18 protein-coding genes are annotated in these 17,275 nt (G+C 31.9%); 11 read left to right on the top strand and 7 right to left on the bottom strand.

The window, feature by feature from the left end:
* Positions 1 to 63: 63 nt before the first annotated feature.
* The 5 genes from AC28QF_RS06560 to AC28QF_RS06540 all read left to right on the top strand — a co-directional run bounded on the left by AC28QF_RS06560 (position 64) and on the right by AC28QF_RS06540 (position 3,521).
* Entirely contained in the window at positions 64 to 888 is an 825-nt protein-coding gene (locus AC28QF_RS06560; protein ID WP_488201077.1) for a thymidylate synthase, read from the top strand.
* A 62-nt stretch (positions 889 to 950) separates the two neighbouring features.
* On the top strand, positions 951 to 1,136 hold the full coding sequence (locus AC28QF_RS06555) for a hypothetical protein (protein WP_488201078.1): 186 nt from the start codon (positions 951 to 953) through the stop codon (positions 1,134 to 1,136).
* 20 nt (positions 1,137 to 1,156) lie between these two features.
* On the top strand, positions 1,157 to 1,645 hold the full coding sequence (locus AC28QF_RS06550; protein ID WP_488201079.1) for a dihydrofolate reductase: 489 nt from the start codon (positions 1,157 to 1,159) through the stop codon (positions 1,643 to 1,645).
* A gap of 126 nt (positions 1,646 to 1,771) precedes the next feature.
* A complete protein-coding gene (gene gldA / locus AC28QF_RS06545) occupies positions 1,772 to 2,665 on the top strand; it encodes a gliding motility-associated ABC transporter ATP-binding subunit GldA (RefSeq protein WP_488201080.1) in 894 nt (297 codons plus the stop codon).
* A 13-nt stretch (positions 2,666 to 2,678) separates the two neighbouring features.
* Positions 2,679 to 3,521 carry an alpha/beta hydrolase family protein gene (locus AC28QF_RS06540; RefSeq protein ID WP_488201081.1) on the top strand — a complete coding sequence of 281 codons (843 nt, stop codon included), beginning with the start codon at positions 2,679 to 2,681 and terminating at the stop codon, positions 3,519 to 3,521.
* On the opposite strand, the gene AC28QF_RS06535 is transcribed toward AC28QF_RS06540, so the two are convergent.
* Together AC28QF_RS06535 and dnaE are read right to left on the bottom strand one after the other, a co-directional pair.
* Entirely contained in the window at positions 3,522 to 3,878 is a 357-nt protein-coding gene (locus tag AC28QF_RS06535; RefSeq protein ID WP_488201082.1) for a hypothetical protein, read from the bottom strand.
* A gap of 2 nt (positions 3,879 to 3,880) precedes the next feature.
* On the bottom strand, positions 3,881 to 8,254 hold the full coding sequence (gene dnaE / locus AC28QF_RS06530) for a DNA polymerase III subunit alpha (protein ID WP_488201083.1): 4,374 nt from the start codon (positions 8,252 to 8,254) through the stop codon (positions 3,881 to 3,883).
* Between the two features lie 239 nt (positions 8,255 to 8,493).
* On the opposite strand from dnaE, the gene AC28QF_RS06525 reads away from it, so the two are divergent.
* From AC28QF_RS06525 to rimM, 3 genes are all read left to right on the top strand, one after another.
* Positions 8,494 to 8,685, top strand: a complete 192-nt coding sequence (locus AC28QF_RS06525; RefSeq protein WP_260587001.1) for a cold-shock protein — start codon at positions 8,494 to 8,496, stop codon at positions 8,683 to 8,685.
* Between the two features lie 173 nt (positions 8,686 to 8,858).
* Positions 8,859 to 9,368 carry a 30S ribosomal protein S16 gene (locus tag AC28QF_RS06520; RefSeq protein ID WP_488201084.1) on the top strand — a complete coding sequence of 170 codons (510 nt, stop codon included), beginning with the start codon at positions 8,859 to 8,861 and terminating at the stop codon, positions 9,366 to 9,368.
* A gap of 20 nt (positions 9,369 to 9,388) precedes the next feature.
* Positions 9,389 to 9,919, top strand: coding sequence for a ribosome maturation factor RimM (rimM, locus tag AC28QF_RS06515; RefSeq protein ID WP_488201239.1), 531 nt, complete (start codon positions 9,389 to 9,391; stop codon positions 9,917 to 9,919).
* Between the two features lie 92 nt (positions 9,920 to 10,011).
* On the opposite strand, the gene AC28QF_RS06510 is transcribed toward rimM, so the two are convergent.
* Entirely contained in the window at positions 10,012 to 10,515 is a 504-nt protein-coding gene (locus AC28QF_RS06510; protein WP_488201085.1) for a GNAT family N-acetyltransferase, read from the bottom strand.
* A gap of 57 nt (positions 10,516 to 10,572) precedes the next feature.
* Here AC28QF_RS06510 and AC28QF_RS06505 point away from each other — a divergent pair, with 57 nt between their 5' ends.
* Positions 10,573 to 11,163 carry a PhnA domain-containing protein gene (locus tag AC28QF_RS06505; RefSeq protein WP_488201086.1) on the top strand — a complete coding sequence of 197 codons (591 nt, stop codon included), beginning with the start codon at positions 10,573 to 10,575 and terminating at the stop codon, positions 11,161 to 11,163.
* Positions 11,164 to 11,258: 95 nt separating this feature from the next.
* Here the strand turns inward: AC28QF_RS06505 and AC28QF_RS06500 are convergent, their stop codons facing one another.
* Both AC28QF_RS06500 and rnhB read right to left on the bottom strand, forming a co-directional pair.
* A complete protein-coding gene (locus AC28QF_RS06500; protein ID WP_488201087.1) occupies positions 11,259 to 12,308 on the bottom strand; it encodes a nucleoid-associated protein in 1,050 nt (349 codons plus the stop codon).
* 33 nt (positions 12,309 to 12,341) lie between these two features.
* The gene (gene rnhB, locus AC28QF_RS06495) at positions 12,342 to 12,941 is read right to left on the bottom strand and encodes a ribonuclease HII (RefSeq protein ID WP_488201088.1); all 600 of its coding nucleotides are present in this window, start codon (positions 12,939 to 12,941) and stop codon (positions 12,342 to 12,344) included.
* 70 nt (positions 12,942 to 13,011) lie between these two features.
* On the opposite strand from rnhB, the gene AC28QF_RS06490 reads away from it, so the two are divergent.
* Entirely contained in the window at positions 13,012 to 14,979 is a 1,968-nt protein-coding gene (locus AC28QF_RS06490; RefSeq protein ID WP_488202413.1) for a putative porin, read from the top strand.
* Between the two features lie 38 nt (positions 14,980 to 15,017).
* A complete protein-coding gene (locus AC28QF_RS06485; RefSeq protein ID WP_488201090.1) occupies positions 15,018 to 15,272 on the top strand; it encodes a hypothetical protein in 255 nt (84 codons plus the stop codon).
* Here the strand turns inward: AC28QF_RS06485 and AC28QF_RS06480 are convergent.
* The gene (locus tag AC28QF_RS06480) at positions 15,223 to 15,675 is read right to left on the bottom strand and encodes a GNAT family N-acetyltransferase (protein WP_488201091.1); all 453 of its coding nucleotides are present in this window, start codon (positions 15,673 to 15,675) and stop codon (positions 15,223 to 15,225) included. The two genes, AC28QF_RS06485 and AC28QF_RS06480, sit on opposite strands and share 50 nt — an antisense overlap.
* A 104-nt stretch (positions 15,676 to 15,779) precedes the next feature.
* On the bottom strand, positions 15,780 to 17,246 hold the full coding sequence (gene nhaC / locus AC28QF_RS06475) for a Na+/H+ antiporter NhaC (RefSeq protein WP_488201240.1): 1,467 nt from the start codon (positions 17,244 to 17,246) through the stop codon (positions 15,780 to 15,782).
* Positions 17,247 to 17,275: the final 29 nt, after the last annotated feature.

The following is a 17,275-nucleotide window of genomic DNA, read 5'->3' as shown; positions in this document are numbered from 1 at the left end:
TTTGAAAAGCTTCAGCATTAAATGTTGAAGCTTTTTTATTTTTACAGAAATCAAAAGTAGAAGATGAAGCAATATCTAGATTTAGTAAAGCACGTTTTAGAAAACGGAAACAAGAAGGGTGATAGAACGGGAACGGGAGCAAAAAGTGTTTTTGGTCACCAAATGAGATTTGATTTAAGAGAAGGTTTTCCGATGGTAACCACTAAAAAGTTACACTTAAAATCGATTATCTATGAGTTGCTTTGGTTTATAAAAGGAGATACAAATATTAAGTATTTACAAGAAAATGGCGTTAAAATATGGAATTCTTGGGCTGATGAAAATGGCGATTTAGGACCTGTTTATGGTCATCAATGGCGTAATTGGAACAGTGATGAAATTGATCAATTAAAAGATGTTATTGAAACGCTAAAAACGAATCCAAACAGTCGCAGAATGTTAGTTTCTGCTTGGAATCCTTCTGTAATGCCAGATACTTCAAAATCATTTTCAGAAAACGTTGCTAACGATAAAGCAGCTTTACCACCGTGTCATGCATTTTTTCAGTTTTATGTAGCCGACGGAAAATTATCATGTCAGTTATATCAACGAAGTGCCGATATCTTTTTAGGCGTTCCGTTTAATATTGCTTCATATGCTTTATTTACAATGATGATTGCTCAGGTTTGTGGTTATGAGGCTGGGGAGTTTATTCATACTTTTGGAGATGCACATATTTATAGTAACCATATCGAGCAATTAGAATTACAATTGTCTCGAGAAACGAGAGTATTACCAAAAATGAAAATGAATCCTGATATTAAAAACATCGAAGACTTTACTTTTGAAGATTTCGAATTAGTAGGTTACAACCCACATCCACATATTAAAGGAACTGTAGCAGTATAATTTAACATTATTTTTTATAATTTCTTTAGTAGCTTTGTAATAAGAACCTAAAAAGATATAAAATGACTACAAATGTTGATGTTTTAAAAGATTCCCTCTATGATAAAATAGCTGATATTAATGATGCAAAAGTTTTAGAAGCAATTAAAACCTTAGTTGATAATATAAAAACAGATGTTTTAGGTGAAGCAACTACAAGTAAAAGAGATTTAACAAGTTATATTAAAGAATGGGCAAAAAGTGTTTAGCTATTCATTAAATACAATTTATGATTACAATAATTGCTGCAATAGCAAATAACAATGCTTTAGGAAAAGATAACGATTTAATTTGGCACCTTCCTGCCGATTTAAAACGGTTTAAAAAAGTTACTTCAGGGCATCATATTTTAATGGGACGTAATACTTTTGAAAGTATTGGAAAGCCATTACCTAATCGCACATCGGTTATTATAACGAGGAATGATGATTACTTTAAAGATGGATGTTTAGTAGCAAACTCAATTGAAGAAGCGATCGAGTTATCAAAATCGGCATCGGATGTTTTTATAATTGGCGGTGCCCAAATTTATAAACAAGCCATCGAAAAAGGATTGGTTGATCAATTAGATATTACTATTGTTCATCACGGTTTTGAAGCTGATGTTTTTTTCCCAACAATCGATTTAGATATTTGGAAACAAGTATCACGAGAAGATTTTCAAGCAGATGAAAAAAATATATATGATTACAGTTTTATTTCTTACAAAAGAAAATAAGCGGTTTTTAAATGTCAGGTCGAGCGCAATCGAGACCTTATAAAAAAACACTTCTCGACTGCGCTCGAAGAGACACGATAATTTACGTTATTCTGATTTTATATCAGAACCTCACTTGATAAAAATATGTCAATACAACTTACTTCTATATCCAAAATTTACGGAACACAAAAAGCAGTCAATGATATTTCTTTTGAAGCCAAAAAAGGAGAAATAGTTGGGTTTTTAGGTCCAAACGGAGCAGGGAAATCTACCACCATGAAAATCTTAACCGGATTTATTCAGCCAAGTGAAGGAACTGTTTTTGTAAGCGGAATAGACGTTGTTAAAAAACCTATAGAAGCACAGAAGAAAATAGGGTATTTACCAGAACATAATCCGTTGTATTTAGATATGTATGTGCGAGAGTATTTACAGTTTCAAGCAGCAATTTATAAAGTTGAAAAAAAGAGTATTGCTGAGGTAATTGAAAAAGTAGGATTAACGATTGAATCACATAAAAAAATAGGGCAACTCTCAAAAGGGTACCGTCAAAGAGTGGGATTAGCAGCTGCTATTTTACACGACCCAGAAGTGTTAATTTTAGATGAGCCAACTACAGGTTTAGACCCGAATCAATTGGTTGAAATTCGTGAGTTGATTAAAGAGCTCGGGAAGAATAAAACAGTTTTATTATCTACACATATTATGCAAGAGGTAGAGGCGGTTTGCGATCGAGTAATCATTATTAATAAGGGGGAGCTGGTTATTGATAAATCAATTTCTGAACTTAAAACAAGCAAGGAACAAACAATTAAAGTTACGTTTGATTATAAGTTAGAAGAACAATTTATACAGCGTTTGCCAAATATTGTTTATTATAAAAATACAGTAGAAAATAACTGGATACTTACTTTTGAAACGACGGAAGATATGCGCCCAGTAATTTTCGATTTTGCGCAAGAAAACGGTTTAAAAATACTTGGCTTAAATACCGAAAATAAAAATTTAGAAAGCTTATTTAGAGAATTGACTAATTAGAATAACTCCTATTATGGAAATCAAAAAGAACATAGTTCTAGATAGAGTTGATAAAAAATCTATTTTAATTGATGTGTTTTCTTCAAGAGAAAAGAGTAATCAATCGATTGTTGTTTTTTGTCATGGGTATAAAGGTTTTAAAGATTGGGGAGCTTGGAATTTAATGGCTGAATATTTTGCTAATGTAGGATTTTGCTTTGTTAAATTTAACTTCTCTCATAACGGAGGAACTATAGAAAACCCTATTGATTTTCCAGATTTAGAAGCTTTCGGGAATAATAATTACACCAAAGAATTGGATGATTTACATGATGTGTTGGATTGGGTGTCTTCTTATTTTAAAGAGAACGATAATGTTAACACAAGTGCTATCAACTTAATTGGCCATAGCAGAGGAGGAGGTATTGCAATAATAAAAGCATCAGAAGATACTAGAATCACAAAACTGGTTACATTAGCAAGTGTTAGTGATTTTGCTAAACGTACTGCAACTATTGGAGATTTAAAAGAATGGAAAGAATCTGGTGTTAAGTATGTCGTAAACGGAAGAACGAAGCAACAAATGCCACATTATTATCAGTTTTATACTGATTTTAAAGATAATGAAGAACGCCTTAGCATCAAAGACGCTGAAGAAGAATTAAAGATTCCACATTTAATTATCCATGGAGATAATGACACTTCAATCTCTATTAATGAAGCAAAAGAACTGCATGAATGGAATCCTAAAAGTAAACTACAAGTTATTGAAGGAGCAGATCATGTTTTTAATGTAAAACATCCTTGGAATGAAACTCAGTTATCTGCTGAATTAGAAAAAGTGAGTGAAATTATTTTACACTTCTTAGAGAAATAACTAATTAGAATAATTAGCCCGAAACCATACTTTTTTCCAAACTCTTTTTAATATTAAAAAGGCAATACTTTCGGTATAGGTGTCAATATTTGATGCTTCTTTTTTATAAGTCATTACTTCAGGAATATCAACAATATATAAAAGGTTTTTATAGCTGTTTAAATCCGTCAGAATTAAATGTTTTATTACTTTTCTTAACTCCTCTTTTAATGTAGTTGGTGTGCTATTTTCGTTTAAATTAATCGCTAAATTAGCTAAGCTAAAATCCTTATTTAGCTGAATAATTAAGTTTACATACAATTTTTCATTAACTGCGTTTACTAATAAAGCATCACTGTTAAGATGTTTAGAAAGCATTTTTAATTCAATTTATAATTAATATGTTGCTCATCCAATAACTTTAAAAATTCATTAGAAATTTTAATTTTAGTATTTCTGCTTGGTAAACTCAGCTCTATTTTTTCTTCGGTATCCCAAATAGTAAAATGTAAATTTTGGGATCCTCTATTAGTAGCAAATAAATGCTGTAAATCTTTAATTCTGTTTTCTTTTACGTCTTGTAAAGGCATCTTTATGGTTATTTTTTTACACATTTTATCCATAATGTCATGAAGTAACAAAAACTCGTTAAAGCTGACTCTTGGTTCACCTTTTACACCTTCTTTGTTTGTCCAACCTGGTTTTACCATTGTTTTTACAAACAAGAAAGAATTAGGAACCAAAAAGTGTTTAAAACGAAGATATTCTTCACCAAAAATTCTAAACTCGAAATTTTCACTATAATCCTCAATAAAAAATGTAGCCCAACCTTTTCCTGCTTTTGATATACGATGCTGTACGTCGGTTACAATACCACCGAAAGATAAAGCCATGCCTTCGTATTTAGGTAAATCGTTGTAATTAGATAGTGCGGCGTTGCAAAATTTTAATTCGTTTTTAAAATCATCTAACGGATGGGCAGAAATATAAATACCTACCACTTCTTTTTCTTTACCTAACAGTTCCATGGTTGCCCAAGTATCACAAGTAGGAATAATTGGTTCTGGCATTTCTTCTTCAGAAGCTCCACCAAATAAAGAAACCTGAGAAGAATTCTGATTTTCTTGATATTTGTTACCAAAACGCAATGCTTTTTCTATAAATTTCTGATTCTTTTCATCCTCTACAAAATATTGTGCTCTGTGTGTATTTGTAAAAGAATCGAAACCCCCGGCTAAAATTAAGCCTTCAAATGCTTTTTTGTTAGCTACACGTAAATCAACTCGTTTTGCCATATCAAAAACAGAAGAAAAGTGACCATTCTCTTCGCGCTCATTAATAATAGATTTTACGGCAAGACCACCAACACCTTTAATTGCTGCCATTCCGAAACGAATAGCGCCTTCTTTATTTACTGAGAATTTAGAAAAAGATTCATTTACATCAGGACCCAAAACAGTAATTCCGGCACGTTTACATTCTTCCATAAAAAACGAAACCGATTTAATATCGTTCATATTATTCGAAAGAACAGCTGCCATATATTCAGCAGGATAATGGGCCTTTAAATACGCAGTTTGATAAGCAATCCAAGCATAACAAGTAGAGTGTGATTTGTTAAAGGCGTAGGATGCGAATGCTTCCCAATCTGTCCAAATTTTCTCTAGTTTTTTAGCATCATGTCCGTTTGCAATTGCTTGTTCAACAAACTTAGGTTTCATTTTATCTAGAACCGCAATTTGTTTTTTACCCATTGCTTTACGTAAAACATCGGCTTCACCTTTAGTGAAATCAGCTAACTTCTGAGAAAGTAACATTACCTGCTCTTGGTATACGGTAATTCCGTATGTTTCGGCTAGGTATTCTTCCATGGCTGGTAAATCGTACTCAATTTCTTCGTCTCCGTGTTTTCTTCGGATAAAAGAAGGAATATATTCCATTGGTCCTGGACGATACAATGCATTCATGGCAATTAAATCTTCAAAAACGGTAGGTTTTAAAGATCTCATGTGTTTTTGCATTCCCGGAGATTCATATTGAAAAATACCAACAGTTTCTCCTCTTTGGAAAAGTTCATAAGTTTTTACATCATCTAACGGAAAGGTCTCAGGATCTAAAAGTACATCATGTCGTGCTTTTACAATTTTAACGGTGTCCTTAATTAAGGTTAGCGTTTTTAATCCCAAGAAATCCATTTTTAGTAAACCAGCATCTTCAACAACCGAATTGTCGAACTGAGTTACATACATGTCAGAATCTTTGGCTAATGCAACGGGTACGAATTTGGTAATATCATCTGGGGTAATAATTACACCACAGGCATGAATACCAGTGTTACGAACAGAACCTTCTAAAATCCGAGCCTTATTAATGGTTTCTGCCATTAAATCATTTCCGTTAGAAAGTCTTTTTAGTTCGTTTACTAATTCTATTTCTTCAGCACGAAGTTTTTCCTTTAAGGTTTTTTCATCCAAAGAGAATATTTTCTTCAGCTTCATTCCAGGAATCAACTTGGCAATTCTATCGGCTTCAAAAAGTGGTAAATCTAAAACACGAGCAGTATCTCTAATAGAAGATTTTGCTGCCATGGTACCATAGGTAATAATTTGTGCTACTTGGTTGGCACCGTATTTATTAATAACATAATCCATTACACGACCACGCCCTTCATCATCAAAATCAATATCAATATCGGGCATTGATACACGTTCTGGATTTAAGAAACGCTCAAAAAGTAAATCGTATTTAATAGGATCTATATTGGTAATCCATAAACAATAGGCAACTACAGACCCTGCTGCAGATCCACGTCCGGGACCAACTGCTACATCCATGTTTCTTGCTTCGCGGATAAAATCTTCAACAATTAAGAAGTATCCCGGATATCCTGTTTTTTCAATTACTGATAATTCAAAATCTAAACGTTCTTTAATGCTTTCGGTAATTTCACCGTATCGTTTTTTGGCTCCTACATAGGTTAAATGACGTAAAAAATTGTTTTCACCTCTTTTACCACCATCTTCTTTATCTTTTTCATCTTTAAACTCATCAGCAATATCAAAAGCGGGTAATAAAACATCACGTGCTAAAGTATAAGGCTCTATTTTATCTACAATTTCCTGAATATTGATAATTGCTTCAGGAAGATCGGCAAATAAAGTTTTCATCTCTTCGGATGATTTAAAGTAGTACTCGTCGTTTGGTAAACCATAACGATAACCGCGGCCTCTTCCTATGGGTGTTGCCTGTTTTTCTCCGTCTTTTACACATAATAAAATATCGTGTGCATTTGCATCTTCTTTGCTTAAATAAAAAGTGTTGTTTGATGCAACTGTTTTTACGTTATGCTTTTTAGAAAACTTTAAAAGTGTTTCGTTAACAACCTTCTCGTCTTCTTGATTGTGGCGCATTAATTCAATATATAAATCATCGCCAAATTGTTCTTTCCACCAAAGTAAGGCCTCTTCAGCCTGCGCTTCACCAACGTTTAATATTTTACTTGGCACTTCACCGTACAAACTACCTGTAAGTACAATAATGTCTTCTTTATATTGTTCTACTATTTTTTTATCAATTCTTGGTATATAATAAAAACCATCAACAAAAGCAATAGACGACATTTTTGCTAAGTTGTGATATCCTTTTTTATTTTTAGCCAATAAAACAACTTGGTAACCGTTGTCTTTCTGACTTTTATTAGTGTGATCGTTACAAATATTAAATTCACAACCAACAATTGGTTTTAAAGGTTGTTGCGTAGGTTCTTCTCCTTTTTCTATTGCTTGAATATTAGCCGAATCAACAGCTTTATTCTGATTTAAAACTGCTTGTACAAAATGAAAAGCAGCCATCATATTACCTGTATCGGTCATTGCTACTGCCGACATGTTATCTTTTGCGGCAGCATTTACAATAGCACCAATTTGTATGGTAGATTGTAAAACAGAATATTGTGTGTGATTATGAAGGTGGGCAAATTGGCTATCTTTTAACTCAGCTAAACCTTCATTAGTACTTATTGTTGTTGTGTCACCTTTTGCTTTTTCTTTTCTAGCGCGAATTTTTTCACTTTCTCTTTTAAGATTTAAGTGATTTAACCCAATTATTTGAGTAACGCTCGGGTTGTTTTGAGTGTAACGATCAAAATAATCATCAGTAACCTGAAGTTGTTCTTTGGTAAACTGGCGTAAACGAATTAATTCTAAAAAACATCGTGTTGTTGCTTCTACATCGGCAGTTGCGTTGTGTGCATCTCCAAAACCGTCACCAAATAAATGTTGGTGTAATTCGGTTAATGTTGGTAATTTAAATTTACCACCACGACCACCAGGAATCTGACACATTTTTGCTGTATGCTCGGTACAGGTATCTAATATTGGCAGTTTTGTTAAGTTGTTATCAACACCTAAACGATGGAATTCACATCCCATAATATTAATATCGAAAGCAAGATTTTGCCCAACGATAAATTTTGTTTTACTTAAGGCTTCATTAAATAAAGCTAAACCTTCAGAAAGTTCAATTCCTTGTTCTTGTGCTAAATCGGTAGAAATACCATGAATTCTCTCAGCATCATACGGAATGTTAAATCCGTCTGGTTGAATTAAAAAATCATTATGCTCAATTAAATTACCTAATTCATCATGTAATTGCCAAGCAATTTGTGTTGCTCTAGGCCAATTATTAGTATCGGTAATAGGAGCGTTCCAACTTTTAGGTAATCCGGTGGTTTCAGTATCAAAAATTAAATACATCTAGAGTGTTTTATTGAAGCGTTTAGGTGTTAGCAAAGTGTAAAAATACGAAGAATTTGTGTTGTTTTTAATAGAAGTTATTAACGGATGTATAGCGTGTTTTTAGGTTTTATAATCTATAGAAACACATAATCTATTGTTACGTAGATGTTAAGTTTTAGTATTATTGATATAAAATTAATTAAGAATCGAATTATAGAAGTATCTTTGCACTTTATTAAATATAATATTTTTTTACAATGAAAGAAGGAACAGTAAAGTTCTTTAACGAATCTAAAGGTTTTGGATTTGTTACTGAGTCAGGATCAAACACAGAGTATTTTGTACATGTATCAGGTTTAATCGATGAGATTAGAGAAGGTGATACAGTAGAGTTTGACCTTAAAGAAGGAAAAAAAGGTTTAAACGCAGTTGATGTTAGAGTATTATAATATCTAAACTCACCAAAATTTTCTTAAGAGCTTGTTTTTCAGGCTCTTTTTTATTGCAATAATGTTACGTTTTTAATTTTTAATAAAAAAAAAGCTATACATTTGCGCCCACTTATCACGAGATGATAAGATTTGTTAATAATCAAGGTCGCGTACCTTAAAAATTAAAAATTATGCCTGTAAAAATTAGATTACAAAGACACGGTAAAAAAGGAAAACCTTTTTACTGGGTAGTAGCTGCTGATTCAAGATCAAAAAGAGATGGTCGTTATTTAGAAAAAATCGGAACGTACAACCCTAACACTAACCCAGCAGTAATTGACTTAGATGTTGATACAGCTGTAGAATGGTTACAAAAAGGAGCTCAACCAACTGATACTGCAAGAAACATTTTATCTTATAAAGGTGTTTTATTAAAGAATCATTTAGCTGGTGGAGTTAAAAAAGGAGCTTTAACACAAGAACAAGCAGATGCTAAATTTGCAGCTTGGTTAGAGGAAAAAAATGGTTTAGTTGCTGGTAAAGTTGATGGTTTGGCAAAGGCAGATGCTGATGCAAAAGCAAAAGCTTTAGAAGCTGAAAAAGCTGTAAACGCTGCACGTATTGCTGCTAATACTCCTGCTGCACCTGTTGCAGATAGTGAAGAAGTAGCTGCAGATAACGGAGCAGATAGCGAAGAATAAAAAACTGTACTACAATGATGATGCAAAAAGAAGAGTGTTTTTATCTTGGCAAAATCGTTAAAAAACATAGTTTTAAGGGTGAAGTGGTTATTAAGTTAGACACAGATGAACCCGATCTTTACGAAAATTTGGAATCAGTTTTTGTCGATTTAGGCAATAATCTGGTTCCTTTTTTTATTGAAAAATCTTCGTTAAGTAAAAGCACTATGTTTCGTGTAAAATTTGAAGATGTAGATACCGAGCAAGATGCTGATGCTATTATGCGAGCAGGAATTTATTTGCCTTTAAATTTACTGCCAAAACTTACTGGAAATAAATTTTATTACCATGAGGTTATAGGTTTTACGATTATTGATAGAAATTACGGAGAGGTAGGTACTTTAGCTTATATAAATGATAAAGCAGCGCAACCTCTTTTTGAAATTGAAAACGGAGATACCGAAGTTTTTATTCCTATGATTGATGACTTTATTAAAAAAGTTGATCGAGAGAATAAAACAATTGAAGTAGAAACGCCAAAAGGATTAATTGAGTTGTATTTAGAAGATTAACTTTTTCCTTTTAGAAAATAGATTATAAAAAAGCCTGGAAGATTTAATCTTCTAGGCTTTTTTTATATGACTATAATTAAAAGCCATCTATTTTAAAAAATATATTCGAAAACGCTATCTTCACTATCATCAAAAATACGTTGTAAACCAATGTAATCAAAATCTAGATTTCTTAAAAGTTTCTGAGATGCTTCATTTTTTGGCATCGTAAAAGCGAATACTTTTTCTTGCTTAAATTTAGTTCGAACATATTCAATAATTAATTTGGTAGCTTCAGTAGCATAACCTTTACCTCTTCCTTTAGGCAGAAGTCCATAACCTATATCAACAAATTCTAATTTGTCTCTTTTTAATGCCGTTGAAGCACCAATAGGTTGGTTGGTTTCTTTTAAAATTACGGTAAAAAAACCTAATCCCCCTAGTTTAGAGTTTTTAAGTAGAAGATCTTCTAAATAGTTTTCAGTTTCTTTAACTGATTTTAAATTTTTGTCGCTTATATATTTTAACCAATCTGGATCATTAAATAAATCGAAATAAAAAGCAGCATCGCTTATTTTTGCTTCTCGTATAATTAATCTTTCACTTTCTAAATGCATCCTATAAAGATAAAATAAAAATGTATTTTTACAGACCTTAATTTATAGATTAAAAGAATGAGTTTATTAGAAGAATTACAAGATAGAAGTGGAAATCAATGTGAGTTATGTGCTTCAAAAGATAATTTATCAATTTATGAAGTTAAACCAATGGCTATTGGTGGTGTTGATGGTAGCTTATTAGCTTGTGATACTTGTGTTGAACAAATTGAAGATGTTGAAAAAACAGAAACAAACCATTGGCGTTGTTTAAATGATAGTATGTGGAGCGAGTACAGAGCGGTAAAAGTTGTTGCTTGGAGAATGTTGTCTAGACTTCGTAAAGAAGGTTGGCCGCAAGATTTGTTAGATATGTTGTATTTAGAAGACGACGATTTGCGTTATGCTAAAGAAAGTGGAGATCATTTAGATGAAAGTGAAAAAATAATTCACAGAGATGCAAACGGAGTAATTTTACAAGCAGGAGATTCTGTAGTATTGATTAAAGATTTAAAAGTAAAAGGTTCTAGCATGGTTGCTAAACAGGGTACGGCTGTTCGTAGAATTTCTTTAGATCATGAAAATGCTAATTATATTGAAGGTAAAGTAGGACCTACTCAGATTGTTATAATTACCGATTATGTAAAGAAAATGGCAGAGAAGGAGTAAGAATCGAACGATGAGATTCTGAAATAAGTTTAGAATGACATTAGAAAATAAGAATTAAAAAAGGGAACGTTTTAAAACGTTCCCTTTTTTAATTCTTATTTTTCAGTATTGTAAAATACCTTGTAATATTTCATTTTTTTCTCCTCATCATAACCTTGTTCTAGATATTCTGAAGAGGCATCAGGAGCGTCTATGTCAATTTTAATTAAAATATTAGTGTCGAGTTTAAATTCAGTTTTAAACTTGCTTTTTTCTTTTTTTAATACTGCGTCTGAAACTTCAAAGTTATTACGGATTAAAACATCATTCAAGCCTTCAAAATGTTTTTTGTAGTCTTCAAACATGCCTTTATGCTTTTCATCCTCAAAAATTTCTTCTTTAAAACCATGATAATCTACGTTTTCATGTTCCTTAAAATAATCAACTGTACTGGCTAAGAAATTACTTTGTTCTTGTTTTCCGAATTCAGGCTTTATAATTTCTTCAGAAAAATCTTTACACATTTCTAAATAATTTTGAGTATGTAAATTACGATCATCGGCAAATTTTGCGTTTAAGAAATTTTTAATCCAATATTGGGCATCATAATTATTATTATCTACTGATAAAATTACGGTTCCTTCAGTATCCGAAGAATTTACAATTAAACATCCTTTGTCTAACTTTTTAGTTGAAATTCCTTTCTGAACCACTACATCAAAACTATCATCATCTAAATAAGTTTGTAAAAAATCTACTTTACTTTCAATTTTAAAAACACCAACAGCTTCGGTTAATATGTCTTTATATTCGATACCTTCAAAATAAACTACCAAAACATCACCTGTTTTTATATTGGCAGAATTCGATTGTTCGTATAAGTGATTTACAATGTTTTTAGAGTGCTCGATAAAGGTGTTTTCATCTTCAAAAATATCAGAAGTGTATTTGTTAATCTCGTTTAAACGAACATCAGCATGATGGTTAAAACGATAACTTTGTGTTACTGTACCAAAATTTTTTAATAAAAAAGGCATCAGTAATTCGTAGCTTTCTTCATCGAAACGAACTAAGCTTTCTGAAAAAGCATTTTGGCCACTATTGTATTTATTAGCAACTTTATGAATAATACATTTGCTAATTTCTGCACGCGTTCTTTTAATCATCTTCTAAAATATTGAAAGACAAAAATAGAGAAACTAAAGTTTTAATTTAAATTGTTCAGGAAGTAATTTAAAAGTCATTCGGTGATAAGGAGTTGGTCCAAACTCACGAATAGCGTTTCGATGTTCTTTTGTAGGGTAGCCCTTGTTTTTTCTCCAATTATATTGCGGATATTCTTGATGAATTTTTTCCATATATTCATCTCTATATGTTTTTGCTAATACAGATGCTGCTGCAATACTCATAAATTTAGCATCACCTTTTACAATTGTTTCGTGCGGAATTTCTTTATAAGGTTTAAACTTATTACCATCAACAATAATAAACGCTGGTTGCGGAGAAAGTTGCTCGATAGAACGCTGCATACCAGTTATAGATGCTTGTAAAACATTTATTTCATCTACTTCTTTATGATCTACAAAAGCAACGCCAAAGGCTAAGGCATGTTCTTCTATATACGGTCGTAATTCACGACGTTTTTTTTCTGAAATTTGCTTAGAGTCATTTAGTAAATCATGATGAAAATTTTCAGGCAAAATAACAGCCGCTGCAACAACGGGACCAGACAAACATCCTCTACCGGCTTCATCTGTTCCTGCTTCTAAAATATGTCCGCTATAATTTAATTTCAACATATTACAAATTAACAGTTTTCAAAGAAATTATTCGCGATTTTTGTCGTTTAATTATTTTACTTTTGTCATTATGAAGAAAAGTTTTTTAGTGTTTTTTTGCTTGATGAGTATTCAGCTTCTTTTTTGTCAAATAAGACAGTTAGATGAAGGTTTAGGAGGTTTTAATCGAGGGTTAAACCAAAATCAAAACCGAGATTCAATTTCTAATAATGAAATCACAGTTAAACTTAGCGGTAAAACAAAGTACACCGATTATAAAATAATCTCTTTTAAAAACGATACTACAATTGTAGATACTACGCTAACGTTAAAGAAGCATTATAAGTTTAATTTTTTGCGAAAGGATAATTTCGAGTTATTACCGTTTCATAACCAAGGGCAAACATTTAATAATTTAGGATATAGTTTTAAAGATATTTCTCAGTTTCCTGATATTGGTTTTCGAGCAAAGCAGTTTAATTATTTCGAAAAAGAAGATGTAGATTATTACCATGTGCCAACGCCAACAACCGAAGTTTTATACAGAACAGGATTAGAGCAAGGACAAGTTTTAGACATCTTATTTACCACAAATTTTTCAAAACGATTTAATGTAGGCTTGTCATACAAAGGTCTTCGTTCGTTAGGTACATACAGGCGCGCATTGGCAAGTTCAGGTAATTTTAGAATGAGTTTTAAATATGAAACTCCTAAAGGGCAATATGCTATAAAAGGGCAGGCGGTTAATCAGGATATTTTTAATCAAGAAAACGGAGGTTTAACAGCTACTTCTTTAGAAGCTTTTCTAAACGATGACCCTAATTTTAGTGCCAATAGAGGTCGGTTAGATGTTAACTTAAATGATGCCGAAAATACATTAGAAGGAAAACGTTTGTATTTAGAACATACCTTTAAGTTGCTATCAGCAAAAGATAGCTTGCATGAAAATGATTTTTCGAATTTAAAAATAGGGCATTCTTTTACTAGAGATTCTAAATATTATCGTTTTAACCAGTCAACTGCAACGCCATCTTATTTCGGAGACGCTAACACATCAGGAAGCGTAAATGATAAAGCCAGTTATTTACTATACAATAATGAGGTTTTTTTAGATTTTAATTCTAAATATATATTGGGAAAGTTCCGCGTAAAAACAGGGTATACCTCGTATAGTTACGGTTATGAAAATTTGCAGAATAATTTAGTGGGAATCACTAAGAATAAATTGATAGGGAAAGCAGTTTCTTTCGGAGCAAATTGGAACGGAAAAATAAAAAACTTCTATATAAATGCATCTGGTAATTTAACGCCAGGTAGCGCAAGACTTTCAGGAAACGATATAAAAGCTGAAGCCTTTTATAAAAAAGATAGTTTATTTACGATAAAAGCGCATTTAGAAATAAGTAACAAATTACCAAATTTTAACTTTTTACTACACCAAAGTAGTTATAATGACTATAATTGGGAAAACGATTTTGCATCTGTAGGAACAAGAACATTAGGCGGTGTGTTTGAATCTAAATGGGGAAATGCATCTGTAGATATTACAAATATTGATAATTACACTTATTTTGATGAAACAAGTTCTCCTACACAATTTTCGGGAAGTGTTAACTATTTAAAAGCAAAAGTAGCCAAAGAATTTACTTTCGGGAAATTTGCTTTAGATAATACGGTAATGTATCAAAAAGTAGCAAATGGTAATGACGTATTTAGAGTTCCGGAAATTGTAACAAGAAATACCTTGTATTATTCTGATAGTTGGTTTAAAGGAGATCCTTTATATGTGCAAATAGGAACTACGTTAAATTATTTTTCAGAATATAAAGCCAATGCTTATAATCCGTTATTAGCTGAATTCAGGCTGCAAAATGATACTGAAATTGGTTATCCTACGGTTGATGTGTTTTTTAACGCAAGAGTGCGCAGAACGCGTATTTACTTTAAGGCAGACAATGTGAGTTCTTTCTTCTTAAAAAAGAATTATTTATCGGCACCAAATAATCCGTACCGTGATTTTGTTATTCGTTTTGGAATTGTTTGGAATTGGTTTATATAGCCATAATATGGCAGATAAATTATAATTGATAGATGAGTATGAAAAATCAATTAAAAAATAATTGGAAACTATTTTTAATAGCTAGTTTAACCTTAGGATTGGCTCCTTTTAATCCGCCACATATTGTTGGTAAACTAAAATGGATTTTAGGGGGAAATGCTTTTTCAGGTGAACAAGCAATGCAATCTAAAGATTGGTTTGATGTTTTATTACACGGATTACCTTGGTTGCTTTTAATAGTATCTATGCTGTTAAATCTTTCTGCATTATCGGTAAAAACCGATTCGGAATAGTACTTTCTTTTTTATCAATTATTACAAATCCTTGACTTTCGTAGAAATCCACCGCATTTGGGTCTGCTAATAAAGTTAGCTTGTTCGCATGTAGTTTGTTTGCCTTTTCAAAAGCATGTAATAATAGTTTTTTACCAATTCCTTTTCCAATAAATTCAGGAAGAATAAACAGCATTTCTAATTCAATATTATTTTCTATTGGTTGATTTAAAATATAAAAGCCTGCAATTTTATCATTTTGAAGGAATTTATAAACGAATACATCCTTTATCATTTTTGATGTAACAGTTAAATCACTTCGCCAACTTTCTATTAATTCGTTAGAATAGCCCCAATGCGCTTTAGAGGTTAAGGCAATATTGTTTAATAAATCCCTATCGTTTATGGTAGCTTTTTCTATCATATAAAAAAAAATCCGTCATTCTGAACAAAGTGACGGAATCTATAAAAATATAGTTTTTTGATTATAAGATTACTTCGGAATAAAAATTCTTCGTAATAACGTATTTATTTTTTAGCAATTTGTCTGATTTTAATTCTAAAGGCAGCAAATAACAAAGTCATAAACGGACTTAAGTAATTAAATATGGCATATAAAGCGTATTCACCAACACCAACACCTAAAACACCGGCTTGATACGCACCACAGGTATTCCAAGGAATTAATACAGAAGTTACGGTTCCTGAATCTTCTAAAGTTCTACTTAAATTTTCAGGTGCTAAACCTTTGTCTTCATAAGCTTGTTTAAACATTTTACCAGGAATTACCAACGCTAAATATTGATCTGAAGCAATAATATTTAACCCTAAACAGCTAATAACAGTACTTGCAAATAATCCGAATACAGAAGTTGCAATAGCTAATAATTCTTTTGTAAGTTTTGCTAAGGCACCAATAGCATCCATAACACCTCCAAAAACCATAGCACATATAATAAGTAAGATGGTCCAAAGCATTCCTACAACACCACCTGCGCTAAATAATTCGGTTAATTTTTCATTATCCGTTTGTACTTGAGTATCTGTTAAAACCGCATTTAAAACCGATTGATATCTAGATTCAGATAAAGCATCTAACACATCACCTTGAAAAATAAAAGCAAAAACAGCTGCTAATACAACTCCAGTACCTAAAGCAACTAATGGTTTTGTTTTTAATAAAATCATGGCAATAACTACAGCAGGAACAATAAATAATACCGGCGAAATATGAAACGTATTTTTTATACTACCTAATAAGTTACTTATATCTGTACTTCCGGTAGTATCAATTGTTGCGCTTAAAATAGCAAAAACAATAAGTGTAATTATAATCGTTGGCACTGTGGTGTATGCCATGTATTTTATGTGTGTAAATAAATCGGTGCCAGCCATTGCAGGTGCTAAATTTGTAGTGTCAGAAAGTGGCGACATTTTATCACCAAAATAAGCTCCAGAAATTACAGCACCAGCAATCATTCCTGTCGGAATTCCTAATGCACTACCAATTCCTACCAATGCAATACCTACGGTTGCTGAGGTGGTCCAAGAACTTCCTGTAGCTACCGATATAATTGCTGCAATTATTACCGATGCAGGTAAAAATATTTCAGGACTCAATACTTGCAATCCGTAATAAACCATGGCAGGTATAATTCCACTTACCAACCAAGTTCCTGCTAAAGCCCCAACTAAAAATAAAATCATAATAGGCACAAAAACACTTTTCCAGTTTTCTAAAACTTCGGCAATCATTGTTTTTAGTGATACTTTATTGAAAAAACCAACACCAGCAGCAACGAATCCTCCTATTAATAAAATATATTGATTAGAATAATCTCCTAGCCAAGCTCCGTCTGCATAAAAAATATTATATGCCAACAAGCTCATTAAAATAATTACAGGAATTAAAGCTTCCCAAATATTTAGCTCTTTATTATCAATAATTTTTTGATCTTCTATATTAATTTCAGATAAGTTTTTATCGTCTTGCATTGTATCTTTTTTTCGGTTTGTAATGTTAC

This window comes from Tenacibaculum sp. M1.3A, assembly GCF_057732375.1.
The sequence above is the reverse complement of the archived record's forward strand: the minus strand, read 5'-3'. Positions and strand labels throughout refer to the sequence as shown.

Excerpts from the sequence above, each read along its gene's own strand:
- AC28QF_RS06560 (WP_488201077.1), top strand. The coding sequence starts at position 64 with ATGAAGCAATATCTAGATTTAGTAAAGCACGTTTTAGAAAACGGAAAC.
- AC28QF_RS06555 (WP_488201078.1), top strand. The coding sequence starts at position 951 with ATGACTACAAATGTTGATGTTTTAAAAGATTCCCTCTATGATAAAATA.
- AC28QF_RS06550 (WP_488201079.1), top strand. The coding sequence starts at position 1,157 with ATGATTACAATAATTGCTGCAATAGCAAATAACAATGCTTTAGGAAAA.
- gldA (WP_488201080.1), top strand. The coding sequence starts at position 1,772 with ATGTCAATACAACTTACTTCTATATCCAAAATTTACGGAACACAAAAA.
- AC28QF_RS06540 (WP_488201081.1), top strand. The coding sequence starts at position 2,679 with ATGGAAATCAAAAAGAACATAGTTCTAGATAGAGTTGATAAAAAATCT.
- AC28QF_RS06535 (WP_488201082.1), bottom strand. The coding sequence starts at position 3,878 with ATGCTTTCTAAACATCTTAACAGTGATGCTTTATTAGTAAACGCAGTT.
- dnaE (WP_488201083.1), bottom strand. The coding sequence starts at position 8,254 with ATGTATTTAATTTTTGATACTGAAACCACCGGATTACCTAAAAGTTGG.
- AC28QF_RS06525 (WP_260587001.1), top strand. The coding sequence starts at position 8,494 with ATGAAAGAAGGAACAGTAAAGTTCTTTAACGAATCTAAAGGTTTTGGA.
- AC28QF_RS06520 (WP_488201084.1), top strand. The coding sequence starts at position 8,859 with ATGCCTGTAAAAATTAGATTACAAAGACACGGTAAAAAAGGAAAACCT.
- rimM (WP_488201239.1), top strand. The coding sequence starts at position 9,389 with ATGCAAAAAGAAGAGTGTTTTTATCTTGGCAAAATCGTTAAAAAACAT.
- AC28QF_RS06510 (WP_488201085.1), bottom strand. The coding sequence starts at position 10,515 with ATGCATTTAGAAAGTGAAAGATTAATTATACGAGAAGCAAAAATAAGC.
- AC28QF_RS06505 (WP_488201086.1), top strand. The coding sequence starts at position 10,573 with ATGAGTTTATTAGAAGAATTACAAGATAGAAGTGGAAATCAATGTGAG.
- AC28QF_RS06500 (WP_488201087.1), bottom strand. The coding sequence starts at position 12,308 with ATGATTAAAAGAACGCGTGCAGAAATTAGCAAATGTATTATTCATAAA.
- rnhB (WP_488201088.1), bottom strand. The coding sequence starts at position 12,941 with ATGTTGAAATTAAATTATAGCGGACATATTTTAGAAGCAGGAACAGAT.
- AC28QF_RS06490 (WP_488202413.1), top strand. The coding sequence starts at position 13,012 with ATGAAGAAAAGTTTTTTAGTGTTTTTTTGCTTGATGAGTATTCAGCTT.
- AC28QF_RS06485 (WP_488201090.1), top strand. The coding sequence starts at position 15,018 with ATGAAAAATCAATTAAAAAATAATTGGAAACTATTTTTAATAGCTAGT.
- AC28QF_RS06480 (WP_488201091.1), bottom strand. The coding sequence starts at position 15,675 with ATGATAGAAAAAGCTACCATAAACGATAGGGATTTATTAAACAATATT.
- nhaC (WP_488201240.1), bottom strand. The coding sequence starts at position 17,246 with ATGCAAGACGATAAAAACTTATCTGAAATTAATATAGAAGATCAAAAA.